Genomic DNA, 15,497 nt, shown 5'->3' with positions numbered 1-15,497 from the left:
TTATGGAATTGGATTTAGCAGCAAGTAGTACAAATATCACAGATGACATTAATACTTGGGAAGAAGTTAACCTTCTTTATAATGCTGCTCTCAAACAGATCACTACCAAGATCGAGATCTTGAATGAGGAGTTTCAGGAGGTTCATAGATATAACCCTATCGAGCATGTTAAGGCAAGGGTTAAGGCTCCTGAGAGTATAGTTAAAAAGCTAAAGAGAAACGGATATGAGTCTACTATCGGCAATATGGTTCGTTACGTAAATGATATTGCCGGTATCAGAATTATCTGTTCTTTTACTTCAGATATTTACAGGATTGCTGAGATGATCAGTAATCAGAAGGATATTCAGGTCATTACTGTTAAGGATTATATTATGAATCCAAAGAACAGCGGATACAGAAGCTATCATATGATAGTTTCGCTTCCTGTATATCTTTCAGACAGGATCGTGAACGTTAAGGTTGAGATTCAGATCAGAACTGTAGCCATGGATTTCTGGGCTTCACTTGAGCACAAGATCCAATACAAGTTCGAGGGAAAAGCGCCTGGACACATTAACGAGGAACTTACTGAATGTGCGGAAATGGTTGCTAATCTCGATGCACGCATGCTTCAGTTAAATGAGGAAATTCTTGCCATAGAAGGGGAGCATTGAGCTTCCCTGTGGCTTTTGACATAAGCTCTTTTGACAGAGCCCATTAATGAGGAGTGGCCAGACACGGTTTCCCGCACCTGGCCTATTATGAAAAAATCTATCTTTCTTATTCAGTATTGCCGTATCGCTTTCGGCTATGTTATTAATATACAAGGTAATTATGAACAAAGTATGAACTGATTATGAATAAATGGTAAAAGTGTACAACAAAAGATTTTTTTTAAATATAATCTTGTCTAATTTGCATAATGAATGCTAAGCTATTATGTATGCAGAATAGAAGGAGAAGTAACTTATGTTGGGAGGAAATATTGTGGATAACATTATGGACAAACTTGCGCAGAAGTTAAGTGCTCAGGAAATGATCAAGGCTAATTCACAGGCTGAGGTCGAGTCTGCTATAAGTGATGCTACAGAAATCTTTACCAAAAAGATGGATGAAGCCACAGATTCTTTTACCAAGAAGGTAGAAGATGCTCTGACCAAGAAGATGGAAGAGAGCGACTCCAAGACTCATGATGTCGGAGTTCAGACATATCGTAATGTACAGGCTCTTATAAATAAGCAGCAGGAGAAGACTGCAGAGGAGTTTAAGGAGTTGGATTCCAAGCTTGAGACTCTTCAGTATGCAGTTGAGAGCAAGAATAGTGGTCTTTTACCACTTATCATCATCACTCTTTTTGTTGCGGGAGCTGATCTTGTAATAAATATTTTGAGAATTTTTGGAATTCTATAATTACTACGGAAAGATTTTTTTGCTATGAATTTTAGAAATACGGTTTTTAGAAATAAGATTAGAATATGGTTTTTACATTCTACTCTTATGGTCATATTTTTGTGGATATTGCTGATGCCCAGCATGGTAAAGTACCAAAGGGGCGGGAACAACATTTTTACCATCTTGATGAATGGACAGCCTGTAGGAACAGTTGCCTCCAAGGATGATGCGTATGATGCCTACAGAAGAGCTAGGAGAGCTATTGCTTCAAAAAGTGACGAGCTTACGCTTGCTACATCAGATCTTGCTATAGAGGGCAGCAATGTGGTATTTGGTACTGTTGACTCCACACAGGAAGTTGCTGACAACATGACAGAGGTTTTGAAGGGAAGCGTCAAGTCAACTCTTAACAGAGCTTATTCTATCAAGATCAATGAGTTTTCCGTTAATCTTGCTGATATCAGCGAGGTTATGCAGCTCTTAGAGACAGCTCTTTCTAACTATGACACAGAGGATGAGTACGACGTTGATCTTGTGCTTGATCCTACAAGAGAAGTTAACGTATTAACTCCTGTTGTTCTTAGCAAAGCGGAAGTGGAAAAGAAGGAAGAGGACGAGAGAACGGCCCTCCCTGAAGCAGGCGTTTCACAGATGCTGACACAGACAGTCAAGGAAGCTGCTCCAATTGCTTATGACAAGGATTTTTCAGACTATGAGCTGGGACTTATGAGCATTGATTTTGGCGACAAGGTCGAGATTGTGGAGAGTTACCTTCCTGATTTTGCGATAACTGACCTTGGGACTGCTGTTGATGATGTTACCAAGGACAAAGAGACAAATCAGATCTATGAAGTACAGGCAGGCGATACACTTAGTACTATCGCAGCCAAGTATGATCTGACTGTTGCAGATCTGATTGCAATGAATGAGTCCCTGGAGGATGAGTTTACAAGGATCAGAACTCAGGACGAACTTATTGTTACTGTTCCAGAACCTGAACTTTCAGTTGTTTATACAGTTCAGGAGTATTATGAAGAGGACTACGAGGCTGAAGTTCAGTACGTAGACAATGATTCATGGTACACAACCCAGAGCAAAGTTATTCAGGAGCCATCTGCCGGCCACAGAAAGGTAGTTGCTCAGATCACATATACAGACAAGAGTGAGACTTCTAGAGAGATTGAGAAGGAAGAGATCACTTACAAGGCTGTTCCTAAGATCGTAGAGAGAGGTACTATCGTTCCTCCTACATATATCAAGCCTATTTCTGGTGGACGTCTTACATCAGGATTTGGAAAAAGAAACAGACCTACCAAGGGCGCTAGTTCTTACCATAAGGGCGTTGACTGGGCTACTCCAGTTGGTACAGCTGTTGTTGCTTCTTCATCAGGTACCGTTACAAGAGCTGGTTGGGGAAGTGGATACGGTTACTGCGTATACATCAGACACCCAGATGGAAGAGAGACCAGATACGGACATCTGTCTAAGGTATTAGTAACTGTTGGACAGAGTGTAAGTCAGGGGCAGAAGATCGCACTTTCAGGAAATACCGGTGTTTCAACTGGACCACACCTTCATTTTGAGATCCTTGTAAATGGTTCTCAGGTGAACCCGCTTAATTACCTAAACTAAGTCCATTTCTTTGACACACTACTAATATTGTGATATTAATAGTATTTGGCGAATATGTTAATTTTGTGAATTTTGGGATGGGAGTCCTATGGAAAAATATGTAATAAAAGGCGGAGTTCCGCTGGTTGGTGAGGTAGAGATTGGTGGCGCCAAAAATGCTGCTCTTGCTATTCTTGCAGCCGCAACCATGACGGATGAGACCGTATATATAGATAATATGCCAGATGCTTCTGATACTAATGCTATGTTACAGGCAATCGAGAGTATCGGTGCATTTGTTGAAAGAACTGGCAGGCATTCAGTCAAGATCAATGCCTCACAGATCCGCAATTATACAATTGAAAATGACTATATCAAGAAGATCAGAGCATCTTATTACCTTTTAGGAGCCCTTCTTGGTAAGTACAAACAGGCAGGAGTTGCTCTTCCTGGCGGATGTAACATCGGACTTCGTCCTATTGACCAGCATATTAAGGGCTTTACTGCTCTTGGAGCTAAAGTTACTATTCAGGACATCATCCATGCTAAGGCTGATCGTCTTGTAGGTAGTCACATCTACCTTGATGTTGTCAGCGTAGGTGCTACTATCAATATCATGATGGCTGCAGCTATGGCAGAGGGTAAGACTATCATTGAGAACGCTGCCAAGGAGCCACACGTAGTAGATTTTGCTAATTTCCTTAACAGTATGGGAGCTAATATCAAGGGTGCTGGTACAGATGTTATCAGGATCGTTGGTACCAACAAGCTTCACGGTACAGAGTATACAATCATTCCTGACCAGATCGAGGCAGGAACATTTATGCTTGCAGCAGCTGCGACTAAGGGTGATATAACAGTCAAGAATGTTATTCCCAAGCACCTTGAGTCTATCAGCGCCAAGCTCATAGAGATGGGATGTCAGATACATGAATCTGATGATGCTGTCAGAGTAGTGGCTACTAAGAGACTTACTAATACACATGTTAAGACTCTTCCATATCCAGGATACCCTACAGATATGCAACCACAGATTACTGTAGCACTTGGACTTGCAAGTGGTATCAGTATTGTTACAGAGAGTATTTTCGAGAATAGGTTTAGATACGTTGATGAGCTTACCAGAATGGGAGCCAGCATCAAGGTTGAAGGTAGCACAGCTATCATCGAGGGTGTAGACAAGTACACCGGAGCTACAATCTCAGCACCAGACCTTCGTGCAGGAGCGGCACTTGTAATCGCAGCTCTTACAGCAGAGGGGTATTCAACAGTAGAGGATATCAAGTACATTGAGAGAGGCTATGAGGATTTCGATCAGAAACTCCGTGAACTTGGCGCTCATATCGAAAAGGTTGATTCCGACTACGACGTACAGAAATTTAAATTAAAGAACGCTTAAAATAAATGAACCTAGGACTTATGTCCTAGGTTCATTTTATAATATTTCCTCAATATAGACGTTGTGCGTCTTGGAAAGGTCTATGTATTGATTTCCAATCTTAATAGTTGGTTTGGATAAGTTATTGCGGTTTATGAAGATGATCTCGCCAATTTCACCGGTGTTTAGACGAACTGTGTCAGAAATGTAGGTGTTTACTATGTTCTGAAGGAAGGCTAGGATCATTTCTGAGTCATATTTTTGGAAGCCGTCCTCTTCAAAAGTTGCTATGGCAATAAAAGGACAAAGGGGGCCTCTGTAATAACGGGCACTAGTCATGGCATCATATACGTCTGCAATTGCTATGAGCTTGGCAAATTTGTCCATTTGAGGGCCTGTGAGCTTACTTGGATAACCTGTGCCATCACATCTTTCGTGGTGCATAAGAACAGCATTTTTGACGTGATTACTAAGAGGAAAATCTTTGATGCAATCGTAGCCGATTTGAGGGTGCTTTTTTATCTCTTCATATTCATCGGCGGTGAGCTTGGTTTTCTTTTTGATAATGGAATCTGGAATCATCAGCTTTCCAATATCGTGGAAAAGACCTGCCTGAGTAGCAAGTTCAATCTCATCTTTATCATATCTGAGCCACTGGGCCAAAATATTGGAAATCAGGGCTACATTTATGCAATGAGCATAGGTTGCGTCATCATATTGTCTTAAATTGTGGAGCATATCAAAAACAGAATTTGTGTTTTTGTTTTTGCTCATAAGCTGATAGATTGGAGCCATCAGCTCATCTAACTCAAATTCTTTATTCTTTGCCAAAATGTCATTTAAAGTATGAGCATACTTTTCAGTACAGTTTTCAAAGTCCTGTTTGAATTCTCTAAACTCTTTTGAGGCTTGTATCCTCTTTGATCTGGTTTCTTTGTGGAGATTTGGAAGATCAGGCGGAGGAGCAGGGGTACTTTGCACAGGCTGTGTCTCAACAGATACTTCGTTTACAGAGTAAAAGGTGAGCCTTGCAATATCCTTACTAGAAAGAATGTCGCCTTTTTCAAATAAAGGTATTTTATTTTCGCTAACAAAGACATCTTCTGCCAATACCATTCCAGGCATCAATTCTTTGACATCAAATTTTTTCATAAGTCACCTTTAGACGATAAAGCATATATATACTCAGTATAAATATACGCAAAAGCCTTGTCAAACAAGACATGAGAAAGAAATTTGGGAAAAGACAACTTGATTAAGTGTATGCTTATTGCACAACACTCTTGACATAATTGCAAATACCAACTATTATCTCTATTAGAAAAATATAATTCTTCGGGGCAGGGTGTGATTCCCAACCGGCGGTATAGTCCGCGACCCACTTAGGTGGCTGATTTGGTGAGATTCCAAAACCGACAGTATAGTCTGGATGAGAGAAGAATGAGTATGAGCTTTGTTTGTGGTGCCCCGAGTCTATTAATTAGACTAGGGGCTTTTTTATTCAATTATTACAACATGACAAGGCGCAGTTTCATTCCCCGAACCTAAGGAGGAAGAAATGAAAGAAAAACAGAGTCTATTCAGCCTGATCACAGGCAACTGGCAGCATTTCCTTGCGCTGGTAGTACTAATGGTGATTGCATTTGCAGTCAGCATCTTTGCGGAGAAGCTTGCTTCCAAGAAGGATTTGAAGGAAGGCAAGGAACCAGAGAAGCTTCTTAGCATCAGAAAGGTTTCCATTATTGGAGTCTTTTCAGCAATAGCATTCGTGCTTATGCTTATTGAATTCCCACTTCCAATCGCGCCTAGCTTTTATAAGTTTGACTTTAGCGATATTCCAGCTCTTGTTGTTGGATTTGCAGCAGGACCATTTGCAGGTGTTATGGTTGAGTTCATAAAGGTTACCCTCAATATCCTTTTACAGGGAACCACATCAGCTTTTGTTGGTGAGATTGCAAACTTCCTGATTGGAGCATCCTTTGTATCAGTTGCATCTATCATTTACAGATTTAAAAAGACAAGAAAGACTGCACTTATTGGTTGTCTTGCAGCAACACTTTTTATCACATTTGCAGGAGCATTCCTTAATGCGTATTTCATGATTCCAGCTTACGCTCTTATGTTTGGCGGAGTCGAGAATATTCTGAGTGCAGGAACAGCAATCTATTCATTTGTAGATAATGTCTTTACATTCTGCCTGTTCTGTGTAGCACCATTTAACCTTGTAAAGGGAATCGTTCACAGTGTTATCACTTTCCTTATTTATAAACAGCTTAGTCCAATCCTCAAGGCAGAGGCTTTTGGACCAGCAAAGAAAAGTAAGACAGTAGCAGCAAACGAGTAATAAAGCAAATTCCACCTATAATGTTTAAAAAGGGCTTCGGTTATTTACCGAGGCTCTTTTTGTGATATACTACAAGTGGATTATTATGACTTTTTGCGAGGAAGATATGGGAATTGTTACTAAACTCGAGACCTTCAGTGCGGAGGAAACTTTTGAAGTCGGAAAGAGAATAGGTGAGAGCGCTACTCCTGGAATGGTGTACACTCTTGTGGGCGACCTTGGAGTTGGCAAGACAGTGCTGACCCAGGGAGTTGCTAAGGGACTTGGAATAGATGGCCCTGTCAGCAGTCCGACTTTTACCATAGTTCAGGTACACGATGGCGGAAGGCTTCCATTTTATCATTTTGATGTATACAGGATTGGCGACGTCAGTGAGATGGATGAGATCGGCTATGAGGACTATTTTTATGGCGATGGCATCTGTTTTATCGAGTGGGCCAATTTAATAGAAGAGATCCTGCCTGAACATTATACAGAGATAGTTATTGAAAAGAACCTTGAAAAGGGCTTTGACTATCGACTTATTACAATGACCAAGAAATGATGTGAGAATACAATGAAGATTTTATCAATTGATACATCGGGACTTGTGGGCGCTGTAGCCATTACTGATGGCGATATGCTTGTCTCACAGTTCTCGATACAGTACAAAACTACACACTCAGAAATTTTGATGCCTATGCTTGATGATATGGCAAAAAAGATCAATCTTGACCTTTCTACCATTGATGCAATAGCTGTGGCTATGGGCCCTGGCTCTTTTACCGGACTCAGGATCGGAAGCGCGACCGCCAAAGGTCTTGCTCTTGCCCTTAATAAGCCCATCATTCCAGTCCCTACTGTTGATGGAATTGCTTATAACTTATATGGAATTGAGAAGATCATCTGTCCTATGATGGACGCCAGAAGGAATCAGGTGTACACAGGTCTTTATACCTTTGTGCCCAAGACACCTGAGGGAAAGAGCCTTGAGAGGACCTTTGACATGATGGTTCTCCATGAGCAGTTTGCTACATCCGTAGAGAATATCGCGGATGAGATCAATAAGATTGGCAAGCCAGTAGTTCTTTTGGGGGATGGCGTTCCAGTTTATCATGACAAGCTTGAGGAGCTCATCAAAGTTCCTTATTCTATAGCACAACTTCACCAGAACAGACAAAATGCAGCAGCTCTTTCTGCTCTTGCAGCAGTGTATGCTGAGGAAGGCCGCATGATATCTGGGGATGATTTTGCACCTGATTACTTAAGGCTTTCACAGGCTGAGCGCGAAGCCAAGGAAGGTAAGAATACTGAGGCTAAGCCTGACAAGGCTAGAAATGCAGCTCCTGGAATCATCAGAGTTCGCGAGATGACTGCAGAGGACATTGATGATGCCTACAATCTAGAGCAGATGAATCTGGGAAAAGAGGCGTGGAACAAGAAACAGCTCCTGGATGCCCTTACAAGAGACGATACCATCTACCTTGTTGCTGAAAAGGCAGGTAGGATCGTGGGACTTTGCGGAGTTCAGAATATATCAGGCGAAGGCGAGATCACAAATGTGTCGGTTTCTCCTGACACCAGAAGAGAGGGCGTGGCCTACAAGATGTTAAGGCAGCTCCTTGAAAGGGGCAAGGGCATTGGAATTGAGAGCTATACTCTGGAAGTTAGAGCAGCTAATGCACCTGCCATAGCTCTTTATGAGAGACTTGGATTTGTCAGCGAGGGAGTTAGACCTGGCTTCTACGACGAGCCCAAGGACGATGCTGTTATATATTGGAAAAGGAAATAATTTATGATAGATGTATGTTTGCTTGGAACTGGCGGAATGATGCCTCTTCCAAATCGTTTTCTCACTTCTTTGAATGTGAGATACAACGGCAAGTGCGTGCTGATCGATTGTGGCGAAGCTACGCAGATTGCCATGAAAAAGAAGGGAATAAGCGCAAAGCCAATTGATATTATCTGCTTTACTCATTATCACGCAGATCACATCAGCGGCCTTCCTGGACTCCTTCTTACTATGGGGAATGCAGAGAGGACAGAACCTCTTTTGATGATTGGACCAAAGGGGCTTGAAAAGGTAGTTAATTCCCTTAGAGTTATCGCTCCGGAGCTTCCATTTGAGATAAAGTTCAAAGAGCTTACGGAACCTGAAGTAGAATTCGAGCCAGATCCTGAGAATATGCCGGGATTTAGCATCAAAGCATTTAGAGTTAATCACAACATTACCTGCTATGGCTACAGCATGTCCCTTAAGAGACAGGGCAAGTTCAATGTAGAAGCGGCACAGGCAGCAGGTATCGACAGAAGATATTGGAATAGCCTTCAGAAGGGTGCTGAAGTTACAACAGAGGATGGAAGGGTATTCACACCAGACATGGTTCTTGGTGAAGCCAGAAAGGGCATCAAGCTTACTTATGTTACGGATACAAGACCTACAGACAGCATTGTAGCTAATGCGGCAGGCTCAGATCTTTTCATATGTGAAGGTATGTATGGCGAGCCAGACAAGATTGCCAAGGCTAGAGAATACAAGCACATGACATTCTATGAGGCAGCCAAGATGGCAAAGAGTGCAGAGGTAAAAGAGATGTGGCTTACTCACTACAGCCCATCACTTGTTAATCCTGCAGAATTCATGCAAGAGACCAAGAAGATCTTTGCAAATACAGTGGCAGCCAAAGATGGACGAAGTGTTGAACTACGTTTTGAAGACTAGAAAGTGAGGGGAACATGGAAAAGGGCGGTACAAAATCAGCGATCGTAAAGTCAATTGTTCTAGTGGTGCTAGCAGCAATCATTATTCTTGGATTCTATCTTCTTTTGACCAGGAACAAAAAAGCTCCGGATGAGGAAAACTATGTTTTGACAACAGTTGATGAGATCACAACAACGGATCTTAGCAAGAACTATCCTGCTAATCCTAGAAAGGTTGTAGACCTCTACGCCAAGATCATGCAGACTCTTTACAAGGAAGAGTATACAGACGAGCAGGAGACCAAGATGATCGATGTTCTGGGCGGAATCTTTGATGATGAGCTTAGGGAGAATCAGTTCGATCTTCAGTCTTCTATCAAGAATGAGGTTTCAAGCAGAAAGGCTGAGGACTACGGCATTTCAGCCTATGCTGTTCAAGAAAAGAATCCGGAGATCTTTACCAAGGATGGCCGCGATATCTGTTCTGTTGATTGCCTTTTTACCATGAGAAAAGGAAGCCAGAGAATCCTTCTGTATTATCAGTTCGTTTTGAGAAAAGACGATGAGGGCAGATGGAAGATCTTAGGCTGGATAACAAAAGATAACAACGAGGGTTAAGTAAAAGTGATAGAGTATCATGCTGATGATTATGGCCTTTTTCCAGAGCAGAGTAGGCACATAATCGATTGTTACAGGACGGGGGCGTTAAATGGCATTAGTATCATGCCAAACAGCCCATATTTAAAAGAATGTATGGATGAGATTGAGGATATAAGAAGCAAACTTCTCATAACGGTCCATCTCAATATAGTAGAAGGAAAGCCCTTAATGGGCGACAAGGTTCCAAGACTTATTGACAAGCTTGGGAATTTCAATGACAGCTTTGTGAAGCTTTTTTTCATAAGCTATATTCCGGTTCTAAGGCTTTTTTACCGCAGAGAACTAAGGAAGGAGATTGCTGCACAGATAAAGGCCTGTGAGCCATATATGAACGGTGATAGCTTCAGGATTGACGGACACGTGCATTATCACATGATTCCTGTGGTCTTCGACGCACTTATGGATGTCATCAAGGAAAAAGAGCTGAAGGTTTCGTATATCAGATTCCCTAGAGAGGAAATTTCTGTTTACCAGAAAGCCAAGAAGAACATCAAGGACGTGAAGCTTCTTAATATTGTGAAGGTTATGGTCCTTAATTACCTTGTCCGCAGAAATCAGCGCAAATACGCTGAGGAGCTTGCTGGAATGAACCTTGAGAGGAAGATGTTCATGGGAGTTATGCTCTCTGGACATATGTTTTATGATAATGTTAAGGCACTTTTGCCTATCGCAGCTGATACCATGGCAGATAAGGGCTTTAATGAGATAGAGGTTCTTTTCCATCCTGGCGATGTGTCCTTTGAAACGGACATTATCCAGCTTACCAGCAAGGATGACAGAGAATTTTTGACAAGTAGTAATAGGTTAAAAGAGGCAGAGGCGCTCAAGAAACTTGGAAGTAACCTTAAGCGCTGAGGAATTAGTAATGGAAATTAAGAAAAACGTAGAAGATGACGGCGTTATCTTCATGTCTATAAAAGATAATAAGGGCGAGGAGGCCAAAGAGTCTGTTTCTAAGAAAGAAGGAGACGTGACTATCCTTGCTATTGAGAGTTCTTGTGATGAGACAGCTGCAGCAGTTGTAAGAAACGGCCGCGAGGTTCTGTCTAATATCATATCTTCGCAGATCGCTCTTCATACTATTTACGGCGGCGTTGTACCGGAAATTGCATCCAGAAAGCATGTTGAGAAGATGAATGGATGCATCAAGACTGCTCTTTCTGAAGCAGGAGTTACCCTTGATGATATTGATGCGGTTGCAGTAACCTATGGACCAGGTCTTGTAGGAGCTCTTTTGGTGGGAGTTTCTGAGGCTAAGGCCATTGCATTTGCTACTGGAAAGCCCTTAATTGGCGTTCATCACATTGAGGGGCATATTAGTGCCAATTTTATTGAAAATAAGGATCTGGAGCCTCCATTTGTGTGCCTTGTGGTATCAGGTGGACATTCACATCTTGTTGTTGTAAAAGACTATGGAGAGTACGAGATTATCGGTCAGACCAGGGATGACGCAGCTGGCGAAGCCTTTGACAAGGTTGCAAGAGCAATCGGCCTTGGATATCCTGGAGGACCAAAGATCGACAAGGCGGCAAAAGAGGGTAATCCTGATGCCTTCACATTCCCACAGGCTAAGATTGACGATGCGGAGTATGATTTCTCTTTTAGCGGATTAAAATCATCAGTACTTAACTATATAAATCAGGCCAAGATGCAGGGGCAGGAGCTTGACCAGGCTGATGTTGCGGCGTCATTCCAGAAGGCTGTAGTGGAGGTCTTAGTATCTCACGCTATCAAGGCCTGCAAGGAATATGGATACAACAAGCTTGCGATTGCAGGAGGTGTTGCGTCTAATTCCGGGCTTAGAGAGCTTATGGAAAAAGAGTGTGCGGCTAACAAGATCAGTTTTTACAGGCCATCACCTGTTCTTTGCACAGACAATGCGGCAATGATCGGAGCTGCGGCTTACTACGAGTACCAAAAGGGAGTACGTTTCGGCCTTGACATGAACGCAGTGCCAAACCTTCCTCTAGGAGACCGCGAACGCAGGTATCATGGAAGGGTACGTTGAAAAACGTTTATTATAAGTGGTTTACAATCATTTCAGGGACGCTTTCGCTCAGCTGTGCTTCGTCACGTTACTAATGTCCTTGAAAAACAGGACATAAGTAACGACGAGCACAGATGCCCTGAAATTGCTTGTAAACGCACATTATAATGAACCTTTTTCAACTTACATCATGAAAACGAATGTGTATAAATGCGCATGAGTAAGCAGAAAATTGATATGGTATAAGTATGTATAAATAAAATGCACATGAGAAATGGTGTGTATGAGTAGAAATATATGTGGATAAGAGCATATAGAAGCTAATATATAGTGGATAACTATAGGAGTAAGGCATGAAAACAGTTGCGGTGGTGTTGGCTGCAGGTAGTGGTAGTAGGATGCAGTCAGATGTTAAGAAGCAGTATATGGAGATTGGTGGAAAGCCGCTGATCTATTACTCTTTAAAAGCTTTTGAAGAGAGTGTTATTGATGATATTGTTTTAGTTGTGTCTAGAGGAGATATAGACTTCGTAAGAAGTGAGATCGTGGAGAAGTTTGGCTTTCAAAAGGTTACTGCAATAGTTGAGGGCGGACTTGCGAGATATCACAGTGTGAGACTGGGGTTACAGGCAGCAGCTCCTGATTGTGACTATGCATTTATACATGATGGTGCTAGACCTTTTGTGACAGAGGATATTATTCTTAGGGGACTTCATGCGGTTAAGGAGTATGGTGCCTGTGTAATTGGCATGCCTGTTAAGGATACCATCAAGATTGCAGATGACAAGGGCTTTGCCAGCATGACACCTGACAGGGATAAGACGTGGCTCATTCAGACTCCACAGATCTTTTCTTATAAAATGATCCTGGACCTCTATCAGAGGCTTGACCGCGAAGAAGGCGAGCTTATTGAAAAGGGTATCAATATTACTGATGATGCAATGGTTGTAGAGTATTTTTCGGATAAAAAGGTTAAGCTTGTTGAGGGCTCCTATACTAATATAAAGATCACTACACCGGAGGATATTCCTGCAGCAGAAGCTATTCTTAAAAATATGTGAGCTGCATGGTGCGATGGGGATGAACACTTTAGATAGCAACAAAAAGAGAATATGTATGATCGTTCAGCAGCCGGACGTGCAGGGCGGGATAGCAGCGGTTACTAGCGGCTATTACGGAAGCGTCCTGGAGCAGGACTACGATATACGTTATGTGGAATCTTATTGTAATGGCTCAAAACTTAAAAAGCTTACTAAGGCTCTTAAGGGATATGCAGAGTTTTCAAAGGTTTTAAAAGAGTTTAAGCCTGAACTGGTTCATATGCATACTTCCTTTGGTGCAAGCTTTTATAGGATGCAGCCATTTCTTTTTATGGCCAAAAAACGCGGCATTCCGGTAGTGGATCACCTTCACGGGGCAGATTTTAAGTCTTTTTACACAGAGGCATCAGATAAAAAGAAATCTACTATCAAGAAGATATACGGCAAATTCGACAGGATAATCGTGCTATCAGAAGAGTGGAAAACTACCATGTCTGAAGTTGTTTCTGTGGATAAGATGGCCGTTATCGAGAACTACTCCAAGCCTCTTAAGGAGGATGAAGTAGAACCATTAGTAGACAAGCGTTTTGCAGACAAGAAGGTTCTTTTCCTGGGAGAGCTTGGGCAGCGTAAGGGCGGATATGACTTTGCTGATATTGTAAAAGAGGCGCAGTCAAAAGATCCTGATATCAAGTTTATATTCTGTGGAAGTGGCTCTGAAGCAGATGAAAAGGCCATAAAAGAGGCTGTATATGGAGCTTCAAAATCTAATAGAGAAAAAATCTCTTTTCCAGGATGGGTTCGCGGCGCAGATAAGGACAAGTTCCTTAGGGAGGCAGCTCTTTTCATGTTACCTTCATATCAGGAGGGGCTTCCAATGTCCATCTTGGATGCTATGGGCTATGGGCTTCCTATCGTATCAACAGAAGTTGGCGGCATTCCACAGCTGGTGGATGAGGGCGTCAGCGGAAAGTTGTCTAAGGCAGGAGATACTAAGGCTATAGGATCAGCTATTGCAGATCTGTTAAAAGATAGATCTAAGTACGAAGCGGCTTCTAAGGCTAGTTTGTCTATCGCCAGAGAACGTTTTGGATTTGATGCCCATGTGGAAAGGCTTGAAAGAGTGTACGAGGAAATCTTGAAATAAAGAATGTGAGGGACTTTATGAGATCACCGTTTATGTATTTAAAAAATGCAATAGGAATGGGATTTAGAAAACTCAGATTTGGCGGAAAATTCAAGGCTGGAGCTATACAGACCTTTGATAAGCTCCATGTTGAGATCTACAAAAAAGGCAGTGTCAGTCTTGGAAGCTACAATCAAAACAGAGGAAATCTATACCTTGTAGCTGATGGCGGTCATATTGAGATAGGTGACCATTGTTTCTTTAATACAGGAGCAAGTATCAGTTCAACAGAGAGCGTTAAGATTGGAAATAACTGCAAATTTGGAAACAATTTAGTCATTGTAGATCATGATCATAACTTCAAAAATGAGACTGATGAGGAGTTTTTGAGCTCAAAAGTCGAAATTTCTGATGATTGTTGGGTTGGAGCAAACGTAACCATACTCAGAGGTACTAGGATCGGTCGCAAATCCGTTATTGGTGCGGGTTGCGTCATAAAAGGTGATATTCCTGAAGGCAGCAAAATCATACAGAAAAGAGTCTAAAAATTCACGCCCTGAAATTTTTTTGAAATTTTTTGAAAAAAGTTGAAAATAGTTGTTGACATAGGGCTCACCCTTTGTTAATATAATTCTTGCGCTGCGGCGAGAACAAAAAACTTCTCAAGCACAGCTAGTTCTTATTGAAACTTAATAAGACAACTCGGAGCGATATCGAAGCGGTCATAACGAGGCGGTCTTGAAAACCGTTTGGCGGCAACGCCACAAGGGTTCGAATCCCTTTCGCTCCGCTTAATTATGAACACGCTGCTACAACAATATAATTATTGTGAATCAACTATTTTGCAGAAGTACTCAAGTGGTTGAAGAGACACCCCTGGAAAGGGTGCAGGTCGTTAATAGCGGCGCGAGGGTTCAAATCCCTCCTTCTGCGTTGCCTTATGCAACTAGTAAGGCTCATAATTATCAGCACATTGACAAATAAACAGTAATGCAACCCTGAAAAATTCCAAGAGAATTATTCAGAACAAAGATTTAGTAAATAACGGACAGAACGAAAAGCCAAGCTTTAGTTCTTTGTCAGATCAAACTTTTAAACGTGAGAGTTCGATCCTGGCTCAGGATGAACGCTGGCGGCGTGCCTAACACATGCAAGTCGAACGGAGATTTAACGCTGATGAGGCTTCGGCGGATTCTTGTTAAATCTTAGTGGCGGACGGGTGAGTAACGCGTGGGTAACCTGCCTCATACTGGGGGATAACAGCTGGAAACGACTGTTAATACCGCATAAGCGCACAG

General features: G+C 42.0%; 15 protein-coding genes, 2 tRNA genes, 1 rRNA gene and 1 riboswitch. Of the genes, 17 read left to right on the top strand and 1 reads right to left on the bottom strand.

From position 1 onward, the window contains the following. The first annotated feature begins 2 nt into the window (after nt 1-2). From BUA02_RS13650 to BUA02_RS13635, 4 genes are all read left to right on the top strand, one after another. A complete protein-coding gene (locus BUA02_RS13650) occupies nt 3-656 on the top strand; it encodes a GTP pyrophosphokinase (RefSeq protein ID WP_071175347.1) in 654 nt (217 codons plus the stop codon). Nucleotides 657-969: 313 nt separating this feature from the next. Continuing rightward, entirely contained in the window at nt 970-1,392 is a 423-nt protein-coding gene (locus BUA02_RS13645) for a hypothetical protein (RefSeq protein WP_143147433.1), read from the top strand. A 114-nt stretch (nt 1,393-1,506) separates the two neighbouring features. Further along, nucleotides 1,507-3,006, top strand: coding sequence for a LysM peptidoglycan-binding domain-containing M23 family metallopeptidase (locus tag BUA02_RS13640; RefSeq protein WP_242946514.1), 1,500 nt, complete (start codon nt 1,507-1,509; stop codon nt 3,004-3,006). Between the two features lie 88 nt (nt 3,007-3,094). Then, complete coding sequence (locus tag BUA02_RS13635) at nt 3,095-4,384, top strand: UDP-N-acetylglucosamine 1-carboxyvinyltransferase (protein WP_072705188.1); 1,290 nt, start codon at nt 3,095-3,097, stop codon at nt 4,382-4,384. A 36-nt stretch (nt 4,385-4,420) separates the two neighbouring features. Here BUA02_RS13635 and BUA02_RS13630 read toward each other — a convergent pair whose 3' ends face one another. After that, a complete protein-coding gene (locus BUA02_RS13630) occupies nt 4,421-5,515 on the bottom strand; it encodes an HD-GYP domain-containing protein (RefSeq protein WP_072705185.1) in 1,095 nt (364 codons plus the stop codon). A gap of 175 nt (nt 5,516-5,690) precedes the next feature. Further along, a riboswitch (FMN riboswitch) is annotated at nt 5,691-5,808 on the top strand. Nucleotides 5,809-5,921: 113 nt separating this feature from the next. Between BUA02_RS13630 and BUA02_RS13625 the strand changes: the two genes are divergently transcribed. From BUA02_RS13625 to BUA02_RS13565, 13 genes are all read left to right on the top strand, one after another. Next, nucleotides 5,922-6,707: an ECF transporter S component gene (locus BUA02_RS13625; RefSeq protein WP_083385671.1), complete on the top strand. Its 786-nt coding sequence runs from the start codon at nt 5,922-5,924 to the stop codon at nt 6,705-6,707. Between the two features lie 106 nt (nt 6,708-6,813). After that, complete coding sequence (tsaE, locus tag BUA02_RS13620; protein WP_071175352.1) at nt 6,814-7,251, top strand: tRNA (adenosine(37)-N6)-threonylcarbamoyltransferase complex ATPase subunit type 1 TsaE; 438 nt, start codon at nt 6,814-6,816, stop codon at nt 7,249-7,251. Nucleotides 7,252-7,263: 12 nt separating this feature from the next. After that, nucleotides 7,264-8,478, top strand: coding sequence for a tRNA (adenosine(37)-N6)-threonylcarbamoyltransferase complex dimerization subunit type 1 TsaB (gene tsaB, locus BUA02_RS13615; RefSeq protein ID WP_072705181.1), 1,215 nt, complete (start codon nt 7,264-7,266; stop codon nt 8,476-8,478). A gap of 3 nt (nt 8,479-8,481) precedes the next feature. Then, on the top strand, nt 8,482-9,408 hold the full coding sequence (locus BUA02_RS13610) for a ribonuclease Z (RefSeq protein WP_072705178.1): 927 nt from the start codon (nt 8,482-8,484) through the stop codon (nt 9,406-9,408). A 14-nt stretch (nt 9,409-9,422) separates the two neighbouring features. Next, nucleotides 9,423-10,004, top strand: a complete 582-nt coding sequence (locus BUA02_RS13605; protein WP_072705176.1) for a DUF6715 family protein — start codon at nt 9,423-9,425, stop codon at nt 10,002-10,004. Between the two features lie 6 nt (nt 10,005-10,010). Then, the gene (locus BUA02_RS13600; protein ID WP_072705173.1) at nt 10,011-10,901 is read left to right on the top strand and encodes a ChbG/HpnK family deacetylase; all 891 of its coding nucleotides are present in this window, start codon (nt 10,011-10,013) and stop codon (nt 10,899-10,901) included. A 52-nt stretch (nt 10,902-10,953) separates the two neighbouring features. Beyond that, nucleotides 10,954-12,054 (top strand): tRNA (adenosine(37)-N6)-threonylcarbamoyltransferase complex transferase subunit TsaD, encoded by a 1,101-nt coding sequence (gene tsaD, locus BUA02_RS13595; protein WP_071177413.1) that lies wholly within the window; start codon nt 10,954-10,956, stop codon nt 12,052-12,054. A gap of 332 nt (nt 12,055-12,386) precedes the next feature. Next, complete coding sequence (ispD, locus tag BUA02_RS13590) at nt 12,387-13,094, top strand: 2-C-methyl-D-erythritol 4-phosphate cytidylyltransferase (protein WP_072705170.1); 708 nt, start codon at nt 12,387-12,389, stop codon at nt 13,092-13,094. A gap of 19 nt (nt 13,095-13,113) precedes the next feature. Next, entirely contained in the window at nt 13,114-14,220 is a 1,107-nt protein-coding gene (locus BUA02_RS13585; RefSeq protein ID WP_207647722.1) for a glycosyltransferase family 4 protein, read from the top strand. Nucleotides 14,221-14,237: 17 nt separating this feature from the next. Continuing rightward, complete coding sequence (locus tag BUA02_RS13580) at nt 14,238-14,744, top strand: acyltransferase (protein ID WP_072705164.1); 507 nt, start codon at nt 14,238-14,240, stop codon at nt 14,742-14,744. Between the two features lie 159 nt (nt 14,745-14,903). After that, a tRNA-Ser gene (locus tag BUA02_RS13575) sits at nt 14,904-14,989 on the top strand. A gap of 54 nt (nt 14,990-15,043) precedes the next feature. Beyond that, nucleotides 15,044-15,132, top strand: a tRNA-Ser gene (locus BUA02_RS13570). Between the two features lie 161 nt (nt 15,133-15,293). Then, nucleotides 15,294-15,497, top strand: a 16S ribosomal RNA gene (locus BUA02_RS13565); the annotation flags it as partial.

The sequence above is a fragment of the Butyrivibrio hungatei DSM 14810 genome (genome assembly GCF_900143205.1).
Lineage (GTDB): Bacteria > Bacillota > Clostridia > Lachnospirales > Lachnospiraceae > Butyrivibrio > Butyrivibrio hungatei.
The sequence above is the reverse complement of the archived record's forward strand: the minus strand, read 5'-3'. Positions and strand labels throughout refer to the sequence as shown.

Excerpts from the sequence above, each read along its gene's own strand:
- BUA02_RS13650 (WP_071175347.1), top strand. The coding sequence starts at position 3 with ATGGAATTGGATTTAGCAGCAAGTAGTACAAATATCACAGATGACATT.
- BUA02_RS13640 (WP_242946514.1), top strand. The coding sequence starts at position 1,507 with ATGCCCAGCATGGTAAAGTACCAAAGGGGCGGGAACAACATTTTTACC.
- BUA02_RS13635 (WP_072705188.1), top strand. The coding sequence starts at position 3,095 with ATGGAAAAATATGTAATAAAAGGCGGAGTTCCGCTGGTTGGTGAGGTA.
- BUA02_RS13630 (WP_072705185.1), bottom strand. The coding sequence starts at position 5,515 with ATGAAAAAATTTGATGTCAAAGAATTGATGCCTGGAATGGTATTGGCA.
- BUA02_RS13625 (WP_083385671.1), top strand. The coding sequence starts at position 5,922 with ATGAAAGAAAAACAGAGTCTATTCAGCCTGATCACAGGCAACTGGCAG.
- tsaE (WP_071175352.1), top strand. The coding sequence starts at position 6,814 with ATGGGAATTGTTACTAAACTCGAGACCTTCAGTGCGGAGGAAACTTTT.
- tsaB (WP_072705181.1), top strand. The coding sequence starts at position 7,264 with ATGAAGATTTTATCAATTGATACATCGGGACTTGTGGGCGCTGTAGCC.
- BUA02_RS13610 (WP_072705178.1), top strand. The coding sequence starts at position 8,482 with ATGATAGATGTATGTTTGCTTGGAACTGGCGGAATGATGCCTCTTCCA.
- BUA02_RS13605 (WP_072705176.1), top strand. The coding sequence starts at position 9,423 with ATGGAAAAGGGCGGTACAAAATCAGCGATCGTAAAGTCAATTGTTCTA.
- tsaD (WP_071177413.1), top strand. The coding sequence starts at position 10,954 with ATGTCTATAAAAGATAATAAGGGCGAGGAGGCCAAAGAGTCTGTTTCT.
- ispD (WP_072705170.1), top strand. The coding sequence starts at position 12,387 with ATGAAAACAGTTGCGGTGGTGTTGGCTGCAGGTAGTGGTAGTAGGATG.
- BUA02_RS13585 (WP_207647722.1), top strand. The coding sequence starts at position 13,114 with ATGAACACTTTAGATAGCAACAAAAAGAGAATATGTATGATCGTTCAG.
- BUA02_RS13580 (WP_072705164.1), top strand. The coding sequence starts at position 14,238 with ATGAGATCACCGTTTATGTATTTAAAAAATGCAATAGGAATGGGATTT.